This window comes from Candidatus Kryptobacter tengchongensis (assembly GCF_001458555.1).
GTDB lineage: Bacteria > Bacteroidota > Ignavibacteria > Kryptoniales > Kryptoniaceae > Kryptonium > Kryptonium tengchongense.
On sequence record NZ_CZVH01000021.1, the window covers coordinates 25,928 to 48,642 of the forward strand.

23 protein-coding genes and 1 riboswitch are annotated in these 22,715 nt (G+C 36.2%); of the genes, 17 read left to right on the plus strand and 6 right to left on the minus strand.

Annotation, left to right across the window (positions count from 1 at the left end; translation table 11 throughout):
* Window positions 1-133: 133 nt before the first annotated feature.
* The 4 genes from speD to AT685_RS01680 are packed head-to-tail and all read left to right on the plus strand — an operon-like array spanning window position 134 to window position 3,178.
* A complete protein-coding gene (speD, locus tag AT685_RS01665; RefSeq protein WP_072150778.1) occupies window positions 134-541 on the plus strand; it encodes an adenosylmethionine decarboxylase in 408 nt (135 codons plus the stop codon).
* Entirely contained in the window at window positions 468-1,409 is a 942-nt protein-coding gene (speE, locus tag AT685_RS01670; protein WP_267885897.1) for a polyamine aminopropyltransferase, read from the plus strand. Before speD ends, speE begins: the two co-directional genes overlap by 74 nt.
* Window positions 1,410-1,419: 10 nt before the next feature.
* Entirely contained in the window at window positions 1,420-1,746 is a 327-nt protein-coding gene (locus AT685_RS01675) for a hypothetical protein (protein WP_072150773.1), read from the plus strand.
* Complete coding sequence (locus AT685_RS01680; protein ID WP_072151273.1) at window positions 1,724-3,178, plus strand: DUF2851 family protein; 1,455 nt, start codon at window positions 1,724-1,726, stop codon at window positions 3,176-3,178. The genes AT685_RS01675 and AT685_RS01680 overlap by 23 nt, the downstream gene beginning before the upstream one ends.
* 1 nt (window position 3,179) lies before the next feature.
* Here the strand turns inward: AT685_RS01680 and AT685_RS01685 are convergent, their stop codons facing one another.
* Genes AT685_RS01685 through AT685_RS01695 form a run of 3 tightly spaced genes read right to left on the minus strand, consistent with a single transcriptional unit; the run spans window position 3,180 to window position 6,103 of the window.
* Window positions 3,180-3,941, minus strand: coding sequence for an ABC transporter ATP-binding protein (locus AT685_RS01685; RefSeq protein WP_072151274.1), 762 nt, complete (start codon window positions 3,939-3,941; stop codon window positions 3,180-3,182).
* Entirely contained in the window at window positions 3,938-4,909 is a 972-nt protein-coding gene (locus AT685_RS01690) for a fibronectin type III domain-containing protein (protein WP_072151275.1), read from the minus strand. The genes AT685_RS01685 and AT685_RS01690 overlap by 4 nt, the downstream gene beginning before the upstream one ends.
* Complete coding sequence (locus AT685_RS01695) at window positions 4,910-6,103, minus strand: metallophosphoesterase (RefSeq protein ID WP_072151276.1); 1,194 nt, start codon at window positions 6,101-6,103, stop codon at window positions 4,910-4,912. It abuts the gene before it with no gap.
* A 148-nt stretch (window positions 6,104-6,251) separates the two neighbouring features.
* On the opposite strand from AT685_RS01695, the gene AT685_RS01700 reads away from it, so the two are divergent.
* On the plus strand, window positions 6,252-7,103 hold the full coding sequence (locus tag AT685_RS01700; RefSeq protein ID WP_072151277.1) for a 3'(2'),5'-bisphosphate nucleotidase CysQ family protein: 852 nt from the start codon (window positions 6,252-6,254) through the stop codon (window positions 7,101-7,103).
* A 27-nt stretch (window positions 7,104-7,130) separates the two neighbouring features.
* Here AT685_RS01700 and AT685_RS01705 read toward each other — a convergent pair whose 3' ends face one another.
* Window positions 7,131-8,363, minus strand: coding sequence for a DUF4346 domain-containing protein (locus AT685_RS01705; RefSeq protein WP_234696212.1), 1,233 nt, complete (start codon window positions 8,361-8,363; stop codon window positions 7,131-7,133).
* 66 nt (window positions 8,364-8,429) lie between these two features.
* On the opposite strand from AT685_RS01705, the gene AT685_RS01710 reads away from it, so the two are divergent.
* The 12 genes from AT685_RS01710 to AT685_RS08705 all read left to right on the plus strand — a co-directional run bounded on the left by AT685_RS01710 (window position 8,430) and on the right by AT685_RS08705 (window position 19,573).
* On the plus strand, window positions 8,430-9,494 hold the full coding sequence (locus AT685_RS01710; RefSeq protein ID WP_081040529.1) for an MBL fold metallo-hydrolase: 1,065 nt from the start codon (window positions 8,430-8,432) through the stop codon (window positions 9,492-9,494).
* A 63-nt stretch (window positions 9,495-9,557) separates the two neighbouring features.
* Window positions 9,558-9,664: riboswitch (TPP riboswitch) on the plus strand.
* A 131-nt stretch (window positions 9,665-9,795) separates the two neighbouring features.
* Entirely contained in the window at window positions 9,796-12,312 is a 2,517-nt protein-coding gene (locus AT685_RS01715; protein ID WP_072151278.1) for a TonB-dependent receptor, read from the plus strand.
* 65 nt (window positions 12,313-12,377) lie between these two features.
* Window positions 12,378-13,016: a thiamine diphosphokinase gene (locus AT685_RS01720; protein ID WP_159420452.1), complete on the plus strand. Its 639-nt coding sequence runs from the start codon at window positions 12,378-12,380 to the stop codon at window positions 13,014-13,016.
* On the plus strand, window positions 13,013-14,473 hold the full coding sequence (locus AT685_RS01725; protein ID WP_072151280.1) for a sodium:solute symporter family protein: 1,461 nt from the start codon (window positions 13,013-13,015) through the stop codon (window positions 14,471-14,473). Before AT685_RS01720 ends, AT685_RS01725 begins: the two co-directional genes overlap by 4 nt.
* Window positions 14,474-14,489: 16 nt before the next feature.
* Entirely contained in the window at window positions 14,490-14,963 is a 474-nt protein-coding gene (rplM, locus tag AT685_RS01730) for a 50S ribosomal protein L13 (protein ID WP_072151281.1), read from the plus strand.
* A gap of 24 nt (window positions 14,964-14,987) precedes the next feature.
* A complete protein-coding gene (gene rpsI, locus AT685_RS01735; protein ID WP_072151282.1) occupies window positions 14,988-15,380 on the plus strand; it encodes a 30S ribosomal protein S9 in 393 nt (130 codons plus the stop codon).
* Between the two features lie 141 nt (window positions 15,381-15,521).
* Window positions 15,522-16,244, plus strand: coding sequence for a 30S ribosomal protein S2 (gene rpsB, locus AT685_RS01740; protein WP_072151283.1), 723 nt, complete (start codon window positions 15,522-15,524; stop codon window positions 16,242-16,244).
* 25 nt (window positions 16,245-16,269) lie between these two features.
* Window positions 16,270-16,875 carry a translation elongation factor Ts gene (gene tsf / locus AT685_RS01745; RefSeq protein ID WP_072151284.1) on the plus strand — a complete coding sequence of 202 codons (606 nt, stop codon included), beginning with the start codon at window positions 16,270-16,272 and terminating at the stop codon, window positions 16,873-16,875.
* Between the two features lie 60 nt (window positions 16,876-16,935).
* The gene (pyrH, locus tag AT685_RS01750) at window positions 16,936-17,679 is read left to right on the plus strand and encodes a UMP kinase (protein WP_072151285.1); all 744 of its coding nucleotides are present in this window, start codon (window positions 16,936-16,938) and stop codon (window positions 17,677-17,679) included.
* A gap of 20 nt (window positions 17,680-17,699) precedes the next feature.
* Window positions 17,700-18,272, plus strand: coding sequence for a ribosome recycling factor (gene frr / locus AT685_RS01755; RefSeq protein ID WP_072151286.1), 573 nt, complete (start codon window positions 17,700-17,702; stop codon window positions 18,270-18,272).
* 11 nt (window positions 18,273-18,283) lie between these two features.
* Window positions 18,284-18,862 (plus strand): 5-formyltetrahydrofolate cyclo-ligase, encoded by a 579-nt coding sequence (locus AT685_RS01760; RefSeq protein WP_072151287.1) that lies wholly within the window; start codon window positions 18,284-18,286, stop codon window positions 18,860-18,862.
* A gap of 51 nt (window positions 18,863-18,913) precedes the next feature.
* Window positions 18,914-19,573: a PspC domain-containing protein gene (locus AT685_RS08705; RefSeq protein ID WP_320409065.1), complete on the plus strand. Its 660-nt coding sequence runs from the start codon at window positions 18,914-18,916 to the stop codon at window positions 19,571-19,573.
* On the opposite strand, the gene AT685_RS01775 is transcribed toward AT685_RS08705, so the two are convergent.
* Window positions 19,570-20,994, minus strand: a complete 1,425-nt coding sequence (locus tag AT685_RS01775) for an aldehyde dehydrogenase family protein (protein WP_072151288.1) — start codon at window positions 20,992-20,994, stop codon at window positions 19,570-19,572. The genes AT685_RS08705 and AT685_RS01775 overlap by 4 nt on opposite strands.
* A 19-nt stretch (window positions 20,995-21,013) precedes the next feature.
* On the minus strand, window positions 21,014-22,711 hold the full coding sequence (locus tag AT685_RS01780) for a proline--tRNA ligase (RefSeq protein ID WP_072151289.1): 1,698 nt from the start codon (window positions 22,709-22,711) through the stop codon (window positions 21,014-21,016).
* Between the last annotated feature and the right edge of the window lie 4 nt (window positions 22,712-22,715).

Genomic DNA, 22,715 nt, shown 5'->3' on the forward strand with positions numbered 1-22,715 from the left:
TAAAATAAAAGGGGCTTTCTTCCGAAAGCCCCTTTTTAGTTTAAAAACTTGAAACTTAACAAAAATTTTATTATTAATTATACTGTGTTTTTTAGAATTTGTGTTAAACTCTAAAAAACAGGAGGAGGTGAAATTGAAAGCATTAGGGAGGCATCTTTTAATTGAGCTTTTCAACTGTGACAGAAAACTTTTAAACGATGTTAATTTCGTTGAAAAGGTTCTCACAAAATCAGCAGAACTTGCAGGGGCGACGATTGTGAAAACTTTTTTTCACACTTTTAATCCACATGGAGTAAGCGGGGTCGTCGTGATTGCAGAATCACATCTAACAATTCACACATGGCCAGAATATGGATACGCAGCAATTGATGTCTTTACATGTGGCGATGATGTTGATCCATATGTAAGTTATCAGTATCTGAAGGAAAAATTTAAGGCAAAGAGCGCTTACCTTATGGAGGTAAAGCGTGGACTTTCGGAGAATATCATGGGAACGATTACAAAGAAAATATCAGCAGGAGTCCTTGCAGGAGAAAAGTGAAGTAAATACGGATATCCCAAATAGTAGTAAAGAAGATTTTTGGTTTACTGAATACGGTCCAACGAATACTTCTATTTCTTTAAGGGTGAAGTACAAACTTTTTGAAAAAGAAACACCATATCAAAAGATAGAAATTTTTGATTCCTATGATTATGGCAGAGTGATGGCTTTAGATGGCTTCATAATGCTAACTGAAAAAGATGAATTTATTTATCATGAGATGATCTCGCATGTTCCTCTTTTTACTCATCCAGAACCAAAGTATATACTTGTCATTGGTGGCGGAGACGGTGGAGCGGTAAGAGAAATTCTAAAGCATAAATCCGTTGAAAAAGTTGAACTTGTTGAAATTGATGAAGAGGTGGTGAATGCTTCAAAAATTTATTTCCCACAAATTGCCTCATGTCTTGAGGATAAAAGGGTTGAGATAAAGTTTCAAGATGGGGTTGAGTTCATAAAATCAAAAAAGGGAGTTTATGACATAGTTTTGATAGATTCACCAGACCCAATTGGTCCAGCGATCGGGCTTTTTGAAGAAGATTTTTATAAAAATGCTTTTTTTTCTTTGAATGACTCTGGGATTCTCGTTGCTCAATCTGAATCACCCTTTGTTTTTCCAGATTTAATAAAGCGAGTTTACTCAATTTTCAAAAAATATTTCCCAATTGTTTATTTTTACCTTGCTAATGTCCCAACTTACGCAAGCGGTGTGATAAGCTTCATCCTCGGCTCAAAAAAGTTTGATCCGTTAAAAAACTTTGATCCTGAAAGGGTTAGGGGTTTTGACGCCAGTTTTAGATATTACAACGAGAAAGTTCATCTCGCATCGTTTGCTCTCCCGAACTTCTTCACGGAATTGCTTAAATGAACACTTTGAAATGCGGGTTTTTAGAAAAACATATATTCTTATTCTGACTTTGGCTTTTTTTGTTTCATGCGGTTCGGAAAAAGGGGAAGATAAAGATAAAAAATTTGTGCAAGTATATGCCGAGATTTTGTATTTGACGGAAAAATTTAAAACCGACACAATCCAACTTAAGACTAAAATTGATTCAGTTTTGAGTGTAAACCAAGTGGAAATGAAACAGATTGATTCAATTGCGAGCTCATACGGTAAAGACCCGAAGAAGTGGTCCGAATTTTTTGACAAAGTAAAAAAATATCTTGATGAAAAAAGCTTAAATGTCCGACCCAAAAAACATTGATGAAGTATATCTTTACTCTATATGGCTTTCGCACGCTGGTAAAATAAACTTGAAAACAAAAAGTAATGATTTAATTGAAGTTCTTGACACTGGCGAAGTTAATACCGATGACGGGGCTGATTTTGTAAATGCAAGGATTAAAATTAATGAGAAAATTTACCGTGGCGATGTTGAAATTCATGTAAAAGCTTCTGATTGGAAAACCCACAAACATCATCTTGACGATAGATATAACACCGTTATCCTTCATGTTGTTTTTAGAGATGATACGAAAGATGGTTTCGTTCAGACAAGTTCAGGAAGAAAAGTTTTAACTGCGGAAATTGAATGGGAAAGTGAAATTTTTAAAGCAAATGTGAAGAAAAACGATAAAATTAAGTGCTACGATATCAACAAGGTGGTCCCAAATGAGGAAAAGCTTAAATGGATAAGAAAGCTTGGATTGACCCGATTGTTTTTCAAAGCCAGAAATTTAAGCGAGAGGTTGACCGAGATAGTTGATGAAAATTTCTTTTTAATTTCCGAATCGCCCAGAGATTATTTACCAACGCATCAAAGTTATTCCCTTTATCAGTTATCGCATCGTTTTGTGTGGGATCAACTTCTTTATGAAAAGATTATGGAAGGGCTTGGATATTCAAAAAATAAATTGCCATTTCAAAAGCTTTCAAGAAATTTGACATTGAAGTTTATATCTGAACATTCATTTGCTCATTCATATGAAAAACAAATCTTTAAAATTCAATCTTTGCTGTTTGGAGCATCTGGGTTATTAGATCATTTCATTAAAAAGAAAGTTGACCATGAAACGAAACTTCTTCTTGAGGAGATGTATAATGAGTGGATGAATGTGAGGAAATTTTACCATCGTGAGGTAATGCATCATTCCGAATGGAAGTTTTTAGCTGTAAGACCTGCAAATTCACCTGTATTTAAACTTGCTGGCGCTTCGGTTTTAATATGGCGTTTGATACATGATGATTTTTACGCTAAAATAAACGACATAATACTTTCAAATTTAAACCCAATTGAAAAAACACAACACCTTGTGAATTTATTCCGTGTCAAATCCGAAGGTTATTGGGAAAATCATTACAACTTTGGTCGCAGTCGTGGCGTCAAAACTGGGTATACAGTTGGAATCTTAAAGGCAAGGGAGATCATTGTAAATGTTGTTCTACCGATAATGCTTACATTTTCAAGAATTTTCAAAAATGATGAAATTGAGAAAAGAGTTATTGATATTTACAAAAGTTTTCCAAATTTATCAGCAAATTGGATAACGGCAAAAATTGAGGAAGAGCTTTTCAGAGGTGCGGTGAAGCTTTCATCTTCAGGTTTGACACATCAAGGCGGGATTCAGCTTTATAAGTTTTACTGTTCAAATTCCATGTGCAATGCTTGTGCAATAGGAAATAAACTTTTTCTATAAATCACTTTACCTTGTTGATGAAATTGTGAATTTTCTCCCCGAGTTTTTCACCTCCCGTTAGTTTTATGAAAGCGTTGTTCAAATCTGTTACATCCGCAATTTTTAGTATCTCTTCAACTGTTCCAGAGGCTATGATTTCGCCATGGTTAATTATGATGAGTTTATCACAGATTTTTTCAATGACATCAAGTAAGTGTGAAGAGTAGAAGATAGTTCTGTTATTTTCGGCAAGTTTTTTTATGATTTCCTTGAAAACTTGTATTGCATTTGCATCAAGACCGTTCAATGGCTCATCAAGAAACAGAACCTTTGGGTCATGCATAAGGGCGGATATGATCACAATCTTTTGTTTCATTCCCTTAGAAAAACTTAACATTGGCTCGTTTCTATGTTCATAGATTTCAAAGATCTCCATCAATTCAGTTATTCTTTTTATGATCGTTGTTTCATCCATTTGATAAACTCTACCAACGAAAGAGAGAAATTCCATAGGGGTTAATGTTTCAAACACTGCTCCTGATTCTGGGACATAGCCAATTATTTTCTTTACAGCGTTTGGATTTTCAACTATATTTATTCCATCTATATATGCGGTGCCACCTGATGGTTTGATTATACCGGTGAGAATTTTTATCGTTGTTGTCTTCCCAGCACCATTTGGTCCGATATATCCGCAGATCTCTCCCTTCCCGACACTAAAGCTTACGCTGTTTAAAACCGCTTTACCATCAAAGTATTTTATTATTTTGATTGCTTCAATCATCTTAAAATCACCGTAAAGTTTCTCGTTTCGCTGATTGAATTTATGATATTTTCTCCTTTTGTAAAAGTTGCAACCTTCCAGAAGTAAGTTTTGCCACTGTAAAGGGACGAGCCGGTGTAAGAAACGGAAATGGTATCATTTGAGCTTTCTGAATATACAACCCTTTTCCATATTTCATTCCCAAATCTTGATGTTGATATAAAGATAACATAACCAGAGGCATGTTCAACTTTTTTCCACTTGAAAGTTAAATCGTAGCTTGTAATTGCGTTGTTTTCTGGTTTGATTAGTTCAGGTTGCTTCAAAATTATATCATCCTCTTCATAACTTGGTTTGCTTTGAAGTCCACCTTTATCAATAGCGACAATTTTGTAATAGTAGCGTTGATTTAAAGATAGATTCAATGTATCCCTGTAAAAATTTATCGTTGAAGTTCCAACGAGGTTAGAGTCGTGAGTTGTAAAGTTAGGTGTTTTTGATCTGAAAATTTTATAAAGTTTTATGTCCCCATCTGGATTTTTATACCAGCTTAAATTTATGTAGATTCCATCGGGATCGTTATGAGCTTCAACTGTTAATCCATAGGGTTGGACAGGCGGATAAAGGTTTAAAGGTTTTGCTCCCACGATTACACTTGGTTCGCTTTCATTTCCAGAGTTATCAACGGCGGTTATATAATAATAGTATGTTGTGTCATAGTCAAGGTCTTTATCCCCAAATATATTTTCGGATGTTTGCGAAATAAATGAGAAATTTAGGCTATCGGTGGAGCGGTAAATTTTATAAAACGCAAAGTCCGATTCTTTATTCTTTTCCCATACGAGAATTATCATTCCATCCCCCGCAAAGTAGATATACACTCCTTGTGGCGGTGACGGTGGAGTTGTATCAGGTTCTGTTATTTGTTCCATTTCCCTTGCACAGCCGAATATGATGATTAAACAGAATAAAAGAACAAACGCACGCATTTAACTCTGCGAAGATAATTTTATTAATGTTACTTCAGCTGGGGCATTGAACCTTATGGGTGCAAGTGTAAATCCAAGCCCATTGTTAACATTTATCAACATTGAGCCAAGTTGATAACTTCCCGAAACATATTTTGTTTCAATCTTTGAAGGTATAAGCTTGTATCCGAAGATTGAAAAGACGACTTGACCACCATGGGTATGTCCAGCGAGAAAAATTTTATAACCATTATCATGTGCGAATTTAACGAGATTCTCGGAAGGTTGGTGCGTTATGAAAATTTTAAAGTCAGAATTGTTCTTGAGAGCAAGTTCTGAAAGTATTTCACTGCTTGGGCGTTTGCTGTAGATATTTGTTACAAGCGTTAAACCAATGTTTGCACCATCAATTTTCAAGTTTATGTTTTCGTTATCGTATAACCTTAAACCGTATTTTCTCATTTCATTTGCGATATTTCCAATCCCAGCCCAGTAATCGTGATCCCCAACGCATGAGTAAATTCCAAATTTTGATTTTATCCTTGATAACATTTCAACCGCAACAGGTATATGTTCAGTCCCATAAGTTACAAGGTCACCTGTGAAAACAACAATGTCTGGTTCAAGTGAATTTACAAGGTTTATATACCTGTCAATTTTTTCTCTACCTGTTCTGATGTCTGCTTGGATGTCACTTATGTGAACTATTTTCAGGGCATTTAAACTCGGAGGAAGGTTTGAGGATTTTAGATTTATCGTATTAAGTTTTATTGAGTTTGAATCAGCATAGATTTTAACGCCAGAGTATAAAGCCATCGTGAGCGAGATTAAAATTATCAATCTTGGATAGAGAAAATTTATTTTCATTTGAATTGATGAGGTAACAAAAGGAGTGATGAATAATTTTACAATGTCAATTATTAAAATTGGAAACAAAGTTTGAATTGCGAAGACAAGCCCGAACCAAAATGGATAAGTGAAAAAAGCATCAAAGATTCTGTTCCCAAGTCTTAAGGATGAGATTATACCTTGGAAACCACTTATATAACCTATGAGACCAACCAAGGGATAGGACAAAAGATAAACCGGGATAAAAACCGCAAAAAGTTTTACGATGGTTTCGTTTGTGTTTGTAATTTGTTTAACCACGCTTGAGATTTTGACTGAAAGATACAGATAAATTAAAATTAAAAGTCCGAGCAAAAGTAATGTCATTTTCAAAACCCACGGCAAGGCTTCACTTTGAATTTTATTTCTTATTTCTCAAAAATTTTAAAAATTTGTCGCAACAAAAACAAACATTTGGGTATTTTGTTTTTATTTCAGCCTTTTATATTTTTTCTCAAAAATTTTAATATCGTGAATGAATCGTTGTAGAGAGTTTGAGGTGGCTATAAGTGCGGTTCTTGAGGCTGGAGAAGTTTTGATGCGGTATTTCAAGAATAAAAATTATCATATCACATATAAAAGCAAGTTTGGAAAAAGCCCTGTCACCGATGCGGATATTAAATCAAATGAAATTTTGAAGAAGAATATCGTTTCTGTCTTTCCTGATGATGGGTGGTTTTCAGAGGAGACGGCGGATGATATGTTAAGACTGGAAAAACGAAGAGTTTGGATTGTTGATCCACTTGATGGAACAAAAAGTTTTATAAGGGGAGTCTCTGAGTTTACGATTTCAATTGCCCTTGTTGAAGATGGGATTCCCATTGTCGGTGTCGTTTATAATCCGCCAGGTGAGGAATTGTATTTCGCCAGCAGAGGTAACGGTGCGTATTTGTTTAAAGGTGATACATTGAGGGGTTTAAAAAATATAAATGTTGAAGAGATTAAAGATTACCGATTTTACGCATCTAAATCTAAAAAATCAGTTAAAGAGGCAGTGATCATTGCAAGTAGGGGGGAAATTGAGAAGAACGAAACATTGAAAAATTTAGTTGGGAAATTTGGTGAGGTGAGGTTTAGAAAAAGTATCGCATATAAAATCGTTAGCGTTGCAATTGGTTGGGCTGATGCGTTGGTAAGCCTTTCAAGTAAGAATGAATGGGACATCGCAGGGGCTCATGTTATAGCGGAGGAGGCGGGCTTGAAAGTTACCGATTCATTTGGTGAGAAAATTTTTTATAATGAGCGAAATGCTAAAAAGAAAGGGATTATTGTGGCTAATGAGATTTTGCATAATGAAATTTTAAAAATTCTAAATTTACGCAAATGAATCTTTCGTATAAGTTTAAAAAGCACATCATTGAGCGTCTTGGATATACTTGAATCCAAATTTGATTGAAAGTTCGGCTTTCATTAACTCTTTTCCAAGATAAGCAGCGTGCGAGAGCTGTGTGATCCATCCATTTTTAATGATCGTCCAATAGATGGCTTTGGCTTCTTCCCCTTCAATGATTCGTAGAAGTTTATTATCGTAAGAGTAATGTTCAACTATGATGAGTTTTCTTTCCATCTGAGGTATTATTACAAAGTATCCCGCTTTGTCCATCTCAACTTTATCGGGTTTTTTAGCTTTTATGATAGTTACAGTGGAAACTTGAATAGATTTTTTCTCTTTTTCAAAATTTTCGCAGCAAGATTTAGTAACTTCTTCTGAGACTTCTTTAATTTTCTCAAGAATTTTATTTACATCTTCACAGCCAATCATATCCACAACTTTAACTTGTTTCCGAAAGGTTTCCACTTCTTGAAGGGTTACATTTTTTAAAATTGGACGCTTACCGGGAGAGTTTATGATTCTCATATTTTCGTCAATTCCATTTTCCCACAGGGCGATCAAACTTGCTCCACTGCGATGACCCTCAGCATCCTTTCCAACCAGAAGAAGGACATGGATTGTTGGATTTGTTATAGTATTTTTGATCACCTTTTCAATGCCTATGTTTTCTGTCTCGGTTTTTCCGACGATACAGAGTTCCTTCGGTCTAATTTTAGCAAGACTTTCTGCGAGTTCAACGCTTGCAAGAGTTGAAACAGCAACTGGGCAGTTAGCACCATCGCAAAAAGCGAAATACTCCCCTGGAACGGAAGGCCAGATTTTTTCCTTGGTTTCAAAAACACAACTTCCGCTTTCAAAGCTTGAAGATTCGGGGAAAATCTGGTTGAAGACATTCATAGCTACAGCTGGATAGCAATACCTGCATCCAAGACATTCATACTTTACCTCACCCATTTGTCCAAACCACATTTCAAGATTTTCAATTAAGTTTCCAAAGTCAGGAACTGATTTAGAGATGGATAGTAAGCTTTCCAATGTTTCCTTCATACATCCACATTTTCTGCACTTTTCAAGGCTCATCCCCTTTTCAAGCTCGGAGAGAATTTTATCTATTTGAAATTTTTGCGTCATCTTTGTTTTTGCTTTTGTTAGTTTAAAAAATTTTGGGATCTTTTTAAGAACGGATGGAATTATTGCACACACCTTAAATTTAAAAATTCTTTTTTCAGATAAAAACTCAACTATAAACTTCATTTTTTGAGTTGTAGTTTTATTTTAGTTAAATTTAAAAAGTTAGCCCAAATAAATGTAACATTATCCATGAAGGCTTTATTTTTGCTTTTAAGTTTTGTTATATCATATCTGCTATTTGACATAAGAGGGAATAAGGTGGCTAATTTGAAAATTGAATATGGTAGTATAAACATAGATGGCAAATTTTATAATCTTGACCCGAATTTTAAGCGTGGGAAATTTTCTGTTGTTTTTCCATTTATTGCAAGGAGAATTTTTGAGATGATATTTGGGGGTGGGAGTGAGAGGAGAAGATGTGATTTTGAGATTGTTGAATTTGACGAGAAACTTTATGAGAGAAAAAATCCGGAAAACAAAATAACATGGGTTGGACATTCAACATTTCTTGTCCAGATGGACGGTGTTAATTTTATCACGGACCCTATTTTCAGCATGAGGGCAGGTCCATTTGGAAATAAAATTGGCTCAAGGCGATATGTTCCGCCAGCCATGAGAGTTGAGCAACTTCCCAAAATTGATTTCGTTATAATTTCGCATAACCATTATGATCATCTTGATATTTTAAGTTTAAAGAAGATAGTTGAGCTAAATTCTGATGTTAAAATTTTTGTTCCGTTGAAGGTAAAGAAATTGCTTGATAGGGAAGGGATTGGCGAAAATACAGTTGAATTAGATTGGTGGGATGAGTTTAATTTTAAAGGCTTAAAAATAATTTTTACACCAACCCAGCATTTTTCTGGCAGATGGTTAGGTGATTCTAATGAGACATTATGGGGTGGATATGTTATAATCGGGAAGAAAAAATTTTATTTTGCTGGCGACACAGGTTATTTTTTTGGATTTAAATTAATCGGAGATGCTTTTGGTCCTTTTGATATTGTGTGTCTCCCGATCGGGGCTTATGAACCTTCGGAGATGATGAGACCTGTGCATATGAATCCAGAAGAAGCAGTTAGAGCTTATATGGACCTGAAAGGTAGGATTTTTTGTGCGATGCATTGGGGTACTTTTGATTTATCTGATGAAAAATGTGACGAACCACCTAAGAGATTGTTTGAGTGTGTTAAGAAATTAAATCTCAATGTGGATAATTTCAAGATTTTCAAGCATGGAGAGACAATCAAGTGGTGAATTTGTTTTTTAGTGTCTTTTCAATTAAATTTTAAATGTAATTTGTTCGTTCTTTAATGGTTATGCGACCCGTGGGGGTGCTTCCCAAGAGAGATTTTGGGAGGCTGAGAGTATACCCCTTGAACCTGATCTGGGTAATGCCAGCGTAGGGAAACGGGTCGTGACTGAAACTTTCATAGATAAAGCCGTTTTTCCCTATGCTGATTTTGGAAAAACGGCTTTTTTATTTAGTTATCCCCCCCTTTAGCCCACCCCCACGGGATTTAAAAATCCAAATAAAAACAAAAAAACCAAAGGAAAAATGAAAAAAGCATTAACTTTTTTCCTGCTTTTGCAAATTTTTGTGTCTTTCTCATTTGCTCAGGGCAAAGTCAAAGGTTATGTTTTTGACTCTGAAACAAATAAACCACTTCCAGGAGCAAATGTTTATGTGGAAAACTTGACAATTGGCTCGGCAACGGATCAAAATGGTTATTTTGAGATAAGCTATGTCCCGGCTGGGAAAATAGATGTCATTGCAAGTTTTATTGGTTACGCAAGGCAGAAGAAAACAGTTGAAATGGTCCCTGGGGCGGAGGTTAATTTGACTTTTTATCTTAAACCAACCGTGCTCCCATCTCAAACTGTTGTTGTCACAGCTCTTATAGCGACTGAGCGAGAATCTCCTGTTGTTTTTTCAAATTTTGAAAAGCAACAGATAAAAGATTTCTATACAACTCAGGATGTTCCAATTTTGCTTTCGGAGCTTCCATCTGTTCTCTCATACTCTTGGTCGGGAAATGGGATAGGGTATAATTATTTGAATCTTCGTGGTTTTGACCAAAGGCGAATTTCTGTTCTTGTGAACGGGATACCTCAAAATGACCCTGAAGACCATGGGGTTTATTGGCTTGATATGCCCGATTTGCTTGCGAGCGCTGGGAGTGTTCAGGTTCAAAGAGGTGCTGGAAGCGCATTTTATGGTCCACCTGCAATTGGTGGCTCTGTTAATATCATAACTTCAAATTTTTCACTTGAACCAAAAATTTCACTTTTCACAGGTTATGGAAGCTACAATACGAAAAAACATTCAATTGCAATAAATTCTGGATTAATTGAAAACAGATATTTATTTTACAGTCGTCTTTCCTATATAGCCACGGATGGTTACAGGGAGAAATCATGGGCTAAGTTTCCAGCTTATTTCTTTAGCGCGATAAGATATGATGAAAATATGACAACGCAAATCAACCTTTATGGTGGTCCCTTTGAAGATCATTTAGTCTATCGCGGGATCCCAAAATCGTGGGTGAAAGATAAAAGCAAAAGAAGGGCAAATCTAAATTATATGGATGTCACAACAAGAGATGATGAGATTGAAAATTTCAGTCAACCGCATTATGAATTTCTACATGAATGGAGGTTAAGCGATAATTTGGTTTTAAATAATACATTGTTTTACATCCGCGGTGTTGGATTTTGGGATATGGATGCTTCATGGGCTGATACAATTTATTTTCGCCTTTCAAGTCCATATGCGTTGAAATATGGCTTTTCAACATCATCTCAAAATCCTGGTGAAGCTATAGCACGGTATTTCATTGATTTAAACCAATATGGGTGGTTGCCAAGGCTGATGCTTAAACATGATGGTGGGGAATTAACAATAGGTGCTGAATTTAGATTACACAGAGGACTTCATTGGGGAAAGATTGTATGGGCTCAAAATCTTCCAGAGAAGTTACCAAGTGATTACAAATTTTATCAATATAGGGGCGCAAAAGATATAATTTCGTATTATATTCACGAATTTTTCAAGCTAAAACCAAATTTGAAGTTGATGGCGAGTTTGCAATTTGTTTACAATAGATACAGAGTTTATAACGAAAAGGAATTTTATGATTACGATTTGGGCAAATGGGTAAGCAATGAGTTTACAGTTCCGTTTTACTTTTTGAACCCGAAAATTGGGATAAGTTATGATTTAACAAAGAATATAAACATATTCGGTAGTTTCTCAATTACAAGTAGAGAGCCAAGCAGAAGAGATTTATATGACGCAAGTGACGGGCATTGGTATCCGTGGGGCAAGAGACCAAATTTTGAAGTCAGACCAGATGGAAGTTATGATTTCACAAAGCCACTTGTTAAACCAGAGCGACTTTTTGACCTTGAATTTGGAGGTGGCTATTTTTCCGATAATTATAAGTTTACCGCAAACTTCTATTATATGGATTTCAAAGATGAACTTGTGAAAAGCGGACAATTGAATATATTTGGTGATCCAATTGTTGGGAATGCCGAAAAAACGAGACATGTTGGGGTTGAATTAACATTTGAACTGAAAGATTTGTTAATCAATGGATTTGAAATAAGTGGTAATGCGACAATAAGTAGAAATAAAATTATAAAGCATGGAGTTTATGTGTGGGAAAATCCATATACGGGTGAAAAATATTCAACTCCACGAAGAATTCCACTTGATGGTAAAAGAATCGCAGGTTTTCCTGATAATATGGCTTCATTGAGAATTTCTTATAGAAAAAGTGGGCTGTTTATTTCAATCCTTGGGAAGTATGTTGGGGATTTCTATACAGACAATTTCAACCTCATTCCGTCAAATAATGTTAACCGCATAGATAGGAAAGTTGATGCTTATACTGTTTTTGATTTAACAGCGGGGTATAAGATTGATAAGGTTTTGAGTTTTAAAAATGTTGAGCTTAAGCTTCAAGTAAATAATCTATTTAACGCACTTTATGCGGGTTCTGGAGTTGGCGATGAGTTTTATCCTGGGGCTGAGCGAAATTATTTTGTAGGTATTGGGTTTGAATTTTAAATTTTAATTGTCCTGAAATGGGGGTGCATGAGCCCCCGTTTGCTTAAAATTTATATGAGGTGGTTTTGAAAGCAATTTTAATATGCAATGGAAATGCTCCTTCAGAGAGTTTTTTAAAGAAAATTGTTAAAAATTATAACTCTGTTGCTTGTGCAGATGGCGGAGCTAATTTAGCATACAGATTTGGGATTCAACCTGATTTTATAATTGGAGATCTTGATTCAATTGAGAAAAATGTAAAGGATTTCTTCAAGAGAAAGGGTGTTGAAATTATATACGATTCAGATCAAAACAGCACGGACATTGAAAAGGCTGTTAAGTTTTTAATTCATCGGGGATATGTCAGCATTGATATAATATCAGCGATTGGAGATAGGCTTGATCATAACCTTGGGAATTTAAGTGTGCTTGTTAATTACCATGGAAGGGCAAGGTTGAAAATAATCGATGAAAAAACTGAAGTATTTTTTGCAACTGGGAAATTTTCGTTTAAAGCCAATAAGGGTGACATTATTTCACTTATTCCACTTGGTAGGAAGGTTTTCATTTCAAAAACAATTGGATTAAAATTTAAACTTCAGAATGAGAGTTTAACTTTCAGTGGGAGAGGAGTAAGTAATGTTGCAACTGCGAAAAGGGTTTTAATTCGTGTGAAGCGTGGCGGAGTGTTTGTCATTAGAAAATTAAACACCTTGGAACTATGAGAGTTAATTTTGCTATAGAGGATATCATCCTGATTGTGTTGTATTTTGTCAGCGTTCTTTATATTGGTTTTAGAGCAAAAAAGAGCGACAATAATGATGCAGTTGAGGAATATCTGCTTGCTGGGAGAAGCTTAACTCTTCCGATGTTTGTTGCAACGCTTGTCTCAACCTGGTATGGCGGGATTCTTGGAGTTGGTGAATTTACATACAAGCATGGTTTGGCTGTTTGGTTTGTTTTTGGATTACCATATTATGTTTTCGGATCTATTTTTGCATTTGTTCTTGCAGGGAAAGTCCGAAGATCAAAACTTTTTACTATTCCCGATAGGCTTGCTCAGGTATATGACAAAAGGACATCATTTTTGGGGACGATTTTAACTCTTATTCTTGTCACACCCGCTCCTTATTTTTTGATGCTTGGAGTTCTTTTTCAGATTATTTTTGGGGTTGATTTGAAATTAAGCATTGTGATAAGCACGCTTCTTTCGGTAAGTTATCTTTTTGCTGGTGGATTTAGGGCGGATGTTTATACGGATATTTTTGAGTTTTTTCTCATGTTTGTTGGCTTCAGCTTGATAATTCCATTTGCTATTGTAAAGTATGGGGGCATTAACTTTATCGTTTCAAATGTTCCAAGGGAGGTATTGACATTGACAGGCGGGAATTCAATTCAGTATATAATTGCCTGGTTTTTAATAGCGGTTTGGACACTTGTTGATCCTGGTTTTTATCAGAGATGCTATGCGGCAAGAGATGAGAGGACGGCTAAATATGGAATTCTTATTTCAATTTTGTTTTGGATGATTTTTGATTTCATGACTATGACAGCGGGTCTTTATTCCAGGGCGATATTGCCTGGGCTTGAGCAACCGCTTATGGCTTATCCTTTACTTGCTGAGGTTGTTTTGCCAAAGGTTGCGAAAGGTTTGTTTTACATCGGGATGCTTGCAACGATTATGTCAACCTTAAACACGCTTGTTTTTATTTCGGCAGTTACAATTGGTAATGATATAATTTGGAAGCTAAAGAAAACCCATAATGAAGTAAACAAGATAAACTTTTACACAAGGATAGGGCTTATTATAACATCTGTGTTATCAATTTTGCTTGCGATTTACTTTCCTTCAGTTGTTGACCTTTGGTATATAATTGGGACTTTGACGATACCTGGGCTTTTGATACCAGTTATCACAAGTTATTTTGAGAGTTTAACTCCAAGTCCAAGGCATGCATTTTTGATCATGGTTTCAGGTTTTACTTGTTCGTTTGTTTCATTTGTTATCGGTCAAGTTTTTAAAACGCCCTCTGGTGAGCCTATTTATCCGCTTGGGCTTGAGCCAATGTTTCCGGGGTTAATTCTATCTTTTCTGGTTTATGTGCTTGGGAAACTTAGGGATAAAAATTTGTTTTTTAGAGCTGAAAATGTTATTTTTACAAACAAAAAATTGAAAATTTAAAGGTAGGTTCCTAAAAATGGCTCGTTTTGATGTGATTGTAAACAAGACATTTTCGCCGAAAAAGGAGGAAGTTATCAATCAAAGAAAGTGGTATTTAATTGATGCGGAGGGTCAAACCCTTGGCAGGTTAGCCAGTAATATCGCCAGAATTTTAAGAGGAAAACATAAACCGATTTTTTCACCGCATGTTGATTGTGGTGATTTTGTTGTTGTGATCAATGCTGAGAAAATCAAGGTCACCGGGAAGAAAGAGGAGAAGAAATTTTACTTTAGCCATTCTGGTTATCCAGGCGGTGAAAAGTTTGAAAGTTTGCGTGACCTTTTAAAAAGGAAACCCGAATGGGTTCTGTGGCATGCAGTTAAGCTCATGCTTCCGAAGAATCGGCTTGCGAGGAAAATGATAAAAAAACTCAAAATTTACGCTGGACCTGAGCATCCTCATCAAGCGCAAAAACCAGAACCAATACCAGAAGAATTGCTTTTAAAGTAAAACAAAATCTTAGGGTTCAAAGATATGGCTGTAATTTCATATGATGCTGTTGGGAGAAGAAAAACATCCGTCGCAAGGGTTCGCTTGATCCCTGGCACAGGGAAGATAATTGTAAATAAAAGGGAGTTTGAGAATTATTTCCCAATTGAGGCACATAGGGTTGATGTAGTTCAACCTCTTGTTGTGACAAATACACTTGGGCAATTTGATGTGATCGCAAATGTTAAGGGCGGTGGCTTAACAGGTCAAGCAGGCGCAATTCGGCTTGGGATAGCCAGAGCCCTTTTAAAAGTTGATGAAACATATAGAAAAATTTTAAGACAGTATGGACTTTTGACTAGAGACCCGAGGATGGTTGAGCGTAAGAAGTATGGACAGCCAAAGGCAAGAAAAAGATTCCAATTCTCAAAGAGATAAACTTAATAATTACACATACTCTCCGAGTCCCATATTAAATGGGATAATCTTTGCGGAGGTGTTCGGAATTTGCTCCGAATCCCGCAAAGATGTGAGGAGAGTAGAGGATAAACCAAAAACAAAAATGGAGGAAAAATTTTTATGCCGAGAGTTGAGCTTCAACAGTTACTTGAAGCGGGAGTTCATTTCGGGCATTTAACCCGCCGGTGGAATCCGAAGATGAAACCGTTTATTTTTATGGAGAAAAATGGTATCCACATTATTGATTTGAAAAAAACCCAAGAATATCTTGATATCGCTTGTGAAGAAGTTAAAAAGATTATATTGCAAGGGAAGCAGGTTCTATTTGTTGGTACAAAAAAACAGGCGAGGGAAATTATAAGAACCGAAGCCGAGAGAGCTGGGATGCCCTATGTAATTGAGAGATGGCTTGGTGGAACTTTGACGAATTTCGTCACAATAAGAAAAAGCGTTAAGAAATTGCAGAACATTGAGAAAATGGAAGCAGATGGCACAATTGATGAATTAACGAAAAAAGAAAGATTGAGAATCCTACGTGAAAAAGAGAAATATCAAAAGATCCTTGGCGGTATAAGAGATATGGTGACATTGCCGGGGGCAATTTATGTGGTTGACATTAAGAAAGAACATATTGCGGTTTCAGAAGCAAGAAAATTAAATATCCCAATTTTTGCAATGCTTGATACGAATTGTGATCCCGATTTGGTTGATTATCCGATACCTGCAAACGATGACGCAATTAAATCAATTCAACTTATCACAAAAGTTTTCACTGACGCAATTCTTGAAGCCAAAACGGTTATTGAATCTGAAAGATCTCTTGTTGAAGCTGAACGAAAATAAAAACAAAAATTTGAAGGGCTGAAAAATGGAAATAACCCTTGAGCAAATAAAAGCGCTACGCGAGAAAACCGGAGCAGGTATAATGGATTGCAAAAAAGCACTTATGGAAACAAATGGAGATATTGAGAAAGCAATAGAATATCTAAGAAAGAGAGGTGCATCTGTTCTTGAGAAACATGCAAACAGGGAAACGAAACAGGGACTTATTGAAGCTTATATACATGCAGGTGGAAGAGTTGGCGCAATTGTTGAAATTAACTGTGAGACTGATTTTGTCGCAAGGACTGAGGAATTTAAACAGTTGGCTCGTGATATAGCAATGCAAATAACAGCAATGAACCCAAAGGTTGTTAGCAGAGAGCAATTGCCTGAAGAAATAGTGAAAAAGGAATTTGAAATTTATAAAGAGCAGGCACTTGCAGAGGGTAAACCTGAAGATGTAGCAGAAAAAATCGCGCAGGGAAAACTTGAGAAGTTCTTTGAGGAAGTGTGTCTACTTGATCAACCATTTATAAAAGATCAAGGCAAAACCGTGAGAGATTTGATCCATGAAGCTGCTGCTAAGTTTGGTGAAAACATAGTGATAAGGCGATTTGTGAGATATTACCTTGGGGAAAGCGTTGAGAGATAAAAAGGTCTCAGGTTTCTCTGAGACCTTTTTTTATGCTTGAAAATAAAAATCTAAGTCAAAATGCCTCAACAACCAGTTTATAAAAGAATTCTTCTAAAGGTCAGTGGGGAAGCTTTAATGGGAGATCGCGGATATGGAATTGATCCGGTGGTTTTGAATAGATTCGCTGATGAAATTAAAGAAGTTCATGAACTTGGTGTTCAAATTGGAATTGTCATAGGCGGTGGCAATATATATAGGGGAGTTGATGCAGTTGCTGAGGGAATTGATAAAGTTGTCGGGGATCAGATGGGTATGCTTGCGACCGTTATTAATGCACTTGCTTTACAGAGCGTTCTTGAGAAAAAAGGTGTTATGACGCGACTTCAAACCGCGATTGTGATGGAGCAGATAGCAGAACCATTTATAAGAAGAAGAGCAATAAGACACCTTGAAAAGGGTAGGATTGTTATATTTGCCGCTGGGACTGGAAACCCCTACTTTACAACAGATACAGCTGCAGCGTTGAGGGCAATTGAGATAAAAGCTGATGTCATTTTGAAAGGAACTCGGGTTGATGGAATTTATGACTCTGACCCTGAGAAAAATCCTTCCGCCGTAAAATTTGACCAAATTTCTTATCTTGATATTTTAAAACTTGACCTGAAGGTTATGGATTTAACAGCCATTACACTTTGTCGTGAAAATAGTCTACCGATAATAGTTTTTAACATGAACACACCTGGAAACCTTAAGCGTATAGTTCTTGGGGAAAATGTTGGAACAAAAGTTGTACATGTAAATGAGGTTTCCTCAGAAAGGTAAAAACAAAGTGGTTTTAAGCCATGGGCACGCCATCAACAATACCTGAAATACTTAAAGATGCTGAAGAAAGGATGAAAAAATCGGTTGAGATAACAAGGCAGGAACTCGCAAGGATAAGAACTGGCAAGGCAACAACCGCTTTACTTGACGGAATTAAGGTAGATTATTATGGACAGCATTTACCTATTAACAAGGTTGCAACCGTAAGCGTAACTGATCCACATACCTTGACCGTCACACCTTGGGACAAATCTCTGATACCTGTAATTGAAAAAGCAATACTTACATCCGACCTTGGATTAAATCCGACAAATGATGGCAATGTTATACGAATTCCAATCCCACCTTTAACCGAGGAGAGGAGAAAGGAAATTGTTAAACTTGTTAGGAAATTCGGGGAAGAGGGAAAGGTTGCGATAAGAAATGTTAGAAGAGATGCAAACGAGCATTTGAGAAGAATTGAAAAGGAGCAACATATCTCAGAAGATGAAAGAAAAAGAGCGGAAGAGCAGGTTCAAAAGTTAACAGATAAATATATAAAGGAAGTTGATCTGCTTCTTGAGCAGAAAGAAAAGGAGATAATGAGCTTTTAAAGATTTATTTTATGTCCCCATCCAAAAAAACGATAAGAGAGCAAATTTTATCAATTCGGAACTCACTTGATCCAGATGAAGCAAGAAAGAAAAGCAGATTGATTTTTCAAAATTTAAAAACCTTGTCAGTTTTTAACGACGCAAAAACAGTTCATACCTATGTTTCTTCAAAAAAGAATGAGGTTGATACAATTGAAATTATAAGTTATCTTCTCTCTTCAGGGAAAAAGGTTGTTGTCCCTGTGGTTGATAAAGAGAAAAAAATCTTGAGGAATTCGGAATTAAAAAGTTTGACCAATCTTAAAAAATCAACATTTGGAATTCTTGAACCAGAGGAAATAATAGATGTTGATATAAATGAAATTGATCTCGTTCTTGTGCCAGCGATTGCGGTTGATAGGGTTGGAAATCGTATAGGTTTTGGCGGTGGGTATTATGATAAATTTTTAAGTCAGGTGAGTTGTCCGAAAATTGCTCTCGTTTACAATTTTCAAATTGTTGATGAGATAAAACCGTCACAAAATGATATTCCGGTTGATTTTATAGTTACTGAAACTGAAATTATAAATTGCGGGCGCATGAAACAATGAGGTGTAAAGCGCCGTATTTAACAGTAAAAACCAACAAAAATTAATTTAAAAATGAAGCGACTTTACAAATCAAAGCGTGATAGAATCATTGATGGTGTTTGCGGTGGGATTGGGGAATATCTTGGAATTGACCCGGTTATCGTTAGGATAATTTTCATTCTTCTTTTCTTTATGGGTGGTATTGGTTTATTACTTTACATTGCTGGTATGTTGATAATTCCAGTAAATCCTGAGCATAAAGAAGAAAAATTTAAACCCGAAGAAAAAACACAAACCTCAGGTAGAGGTATACTTTTTATATTCGGTGTGATTTTAATAATTATTGGATTGGGTTTGTTGCTTGAAAACTTGGGATGGCCGTTCTGGCGCTTTTTTAAAATCGGATTTAATTATGCTTTTCCCGTTTTTCTTATTGCGATTGGGCTGTTTTTAATAATAAATTATGCACGTAAGAAGCAGGACAGCCAACTTGCTAAAATAGAGGAAGAAAAAACTCAAAATGAAACAGAGTTGGAGAACATGAAACGACTTTTTAGATCAAGGAAAAATCGGATGATATTTGGTGTGTGTGGGGGGCTTGGTGAATATCTTAACACAGATCCAACGGTTGTAAGAATCCTTTGGGTTATACTTGCTATATCCTCGCTTGGAATTGCTGTATTGCTTTATCTTATCATGGCCATAATTGTCCCAGAAGAGCCGGCGGTTTAAGCAAGGTTAAGCACCATAAGTTTAAGTTCCGTCATTTCTTCAATTGCATATTTCAAGCCTTCACGACCAAATCCGCTATCTTTAACCCCTCCATAGGGCATATGATCAATTCTATAAGTTGGATAATCGTTTATTATCACACCTCCAACATCAATTTTCTCAAATGCGTAAAAAATTTTTTTGATATTATTTGTGAAGATCCCTGCTTGAAGTCCATATCTTGAATTGTTGACCATTTGAATTGCCTCTTCAAATGAATCATATTTTTCAAGGGTTACAACTGGAGCAAATACTTCTTGGCAACTTACCTTCATATCTGGCTTAACATCAATTAGGATGGTTGGTTCATAAAATGTGTAATTTCTTTTCCCACCTGTTAAGATTTTAGCCCCATTTTTGACTGCTTCGTTAACCCAATTCTCTGTTTTTATTGCTGCATTTTCATCAACAAGCGGACCAACTATTGTATCTGGTTCAAATGGATTGCCAACTTTTAATTTTTTTGTTTCCTCAACAAAGCGTTTTTCAAATTCAGGGTAGATATCTTTGTGAACATAAATTCTCTGGACAGCTATACAGGATTGCCCTGCTTGACCGAAAGAGCCAAGGGCGATTCTTTTAACAGCGAAGTCAAGGTTAGCATCTGGTTCAACCACAACTGCAGCATTTCCACCGAGTTCAAGTGTGACCTTTTTCTTTCCAGCTATATTTTTTAATCTCCAACCAACCTCGCTACTCCCTGTAAATGTAACCATTTTTATTCGTTCATCTCTTACGAGAAGCTCAATTTCATCAGATTTGCAGGGGACGAGGTTAAATCCACCAGCTGGATAACCAGATTTTTCAATTATTTCAGCAAGCATTATGCTCACGATGGGTGCTTGAGAAGATGGTTTTAGAATTATTGCATTTCCGCTGGCTATCGCTGGGGCAACCTTATGGGCAACAAGATTCAGCGGGAAGTTGAACGGAGTTATGGCAAGTATGATTCCGATTGGAAATCTTTTAACAAGCCCTAATCTTTTTTCTGAATGAGATGCTAAATCAAGTGGTATGATTTCACCATTAATTCTTTTTGCTTCCTCACTTGCGATTTTGAATGTGAAAATTGCTCTATCAACCTCTGCTCGCGAGAAAGTTATTGGCTTTCCCATTTCCCTTGTTATCATCTGGGCAAAATCTTCACGGCGTTTTGCTATTTCATTTGAGATAAATTCAAGTATTTCAGCTCTTTTGTGGGATGGGATTTCTTTTGTTTTTTCAAAAGCGTTTTGCGCTGAGATGACAGCATCTTCAAGATCATCTGGCGAAGCAAGATAAACTTCGCCAGCAATTTCCCCGTTGAAGGGGCTTTTGATTTGGATTTTTCTTGGAGAAGTTCTCCATTCACCATTGATGAAAAATTTATATTCAGTGACCATGGCTGTAGATGTGTTAATTTTATAACTCAAGAATTTCTTTTATCTTCTGAACGACATCTTCAAGGTTTATTAATATTCTTTGACCCGACTTTCTTATCTTTATTTCAACCTGGTTATTTTTTAAATTTCTCTCGCTTACAATTACCTGCAAAGGCATTCCAAGTAGATCAGCGTCTTTAAACTTAAACCCAGGGCTTACATCCATTCTATCATCATAAATTGTTTCAATTTTTTCCCTGTTGAATTTTTCATAAAGTTTATCAGCTGTTTCAACGACAACTGGGTTTTCTGTATTTACAGATATTAGATGAACATGAAATGGTGCGATCGCTTTATCCCAAATTATCCCATTTTCATCATGATTTTGTTCAATATGACAGGCGATTATTCTTTCAACGCCGATGCCGTAACTTCCCATAATTATTGGTTTTTCTTGTCCATTCTCATCAAGAAAGGTTGCTTTCATTGATTCAGAGTATTTCGTTCCAAGTTTAAATATGTGTCCAATTTCAATCGCATTGACAATTCTTAACGGATTTCCGCAGTTGACACAGGGTTCACCCGCTTCAACTTTTCTCAAATCAAAATATCCATCAACTTTGACATCTCGTTCCATATCAATGTTTGCTATGTGATAGTCGTCTTTATTTGCTCCACTTATTAAGTTATTTGCCCCTTTCAATCGGGCGTCAGCTATAATTTTAAAGTTTTTCAATCCAATTGGTCCAATTGAACCTGCATTAGCTCCTGTTAAATTTTTTAATTCATCTGGTTCCATTGGAGTTATTTCACCGCCACCAAGTGCTTTTAGAAGTTTTGCTTCAACAAGTTGGTCATTGCCGAGCATTAAAATCAAAACAGGTTGTCCATTATGTTTGTAGACAAGCGATTTAGCCAGTATATCTGTTGGGACATTTAAAAATTGAGCCAGTTCATTTATCGTTCTAACATTTGGGGTATAAATTTCTTCAAGTGGTTTGCTTTCGGGATATCTTTTTGCTGGTGGAACGTTTGATTGAGCTATTTCTGTATTTGCAGCATAACCACATTTATCACATAAAACAACGGTATCTTCTCCATATGGTGATTCAACCATAAATTCTTCAGATGCGGAGCCACCCATTGCTCCAGTTGAAGCACCAACGATGAAAAATTTTAGCCCACACCTTGTGTAAATTTTTATGTATGCTTGTTTATGAAGTTCGTAAGATTTATCAAGCCCTTCCCATGAGGCATCAAGACTGTATGAATCTTTCATTATAAATTGTCTTCCTCTTATAACTCCACTCCTTGGGCGAGGTTCATTTCTAAACTTAGTTTGAATTTGATACCATATCTGGGGTAAATCTTTATACGATTTTATATGGTGCTTTGCGATAAGGCAAATAACCTCTTCATGTGTAGGTGCCAAAACAAGAGGTCTATTTTTCAATTGAAAGATCACATCACCGAAATCGCGTAATCTACCAGTTTCCTCCCATAGTTCAATTGGATTTAAAGCAGGAAGGTGAAATTCTTGCCCACCAATAGCATCCATTTCTTCGCGAATTATTTGCATAACTTTTTTTGCAACTCTCCATCCAAGTGGAAGAAAAGAATAAACTCCAGCTGCAAGTGGTCGAACAAGTCCGGCTCTTATCATCAGCTTATGGCTTGGCATGGTTGCATCAGAAGGATCCTCTTTCAAAGTTGGAACAAACCCAGAAGATAACCTCATTTAG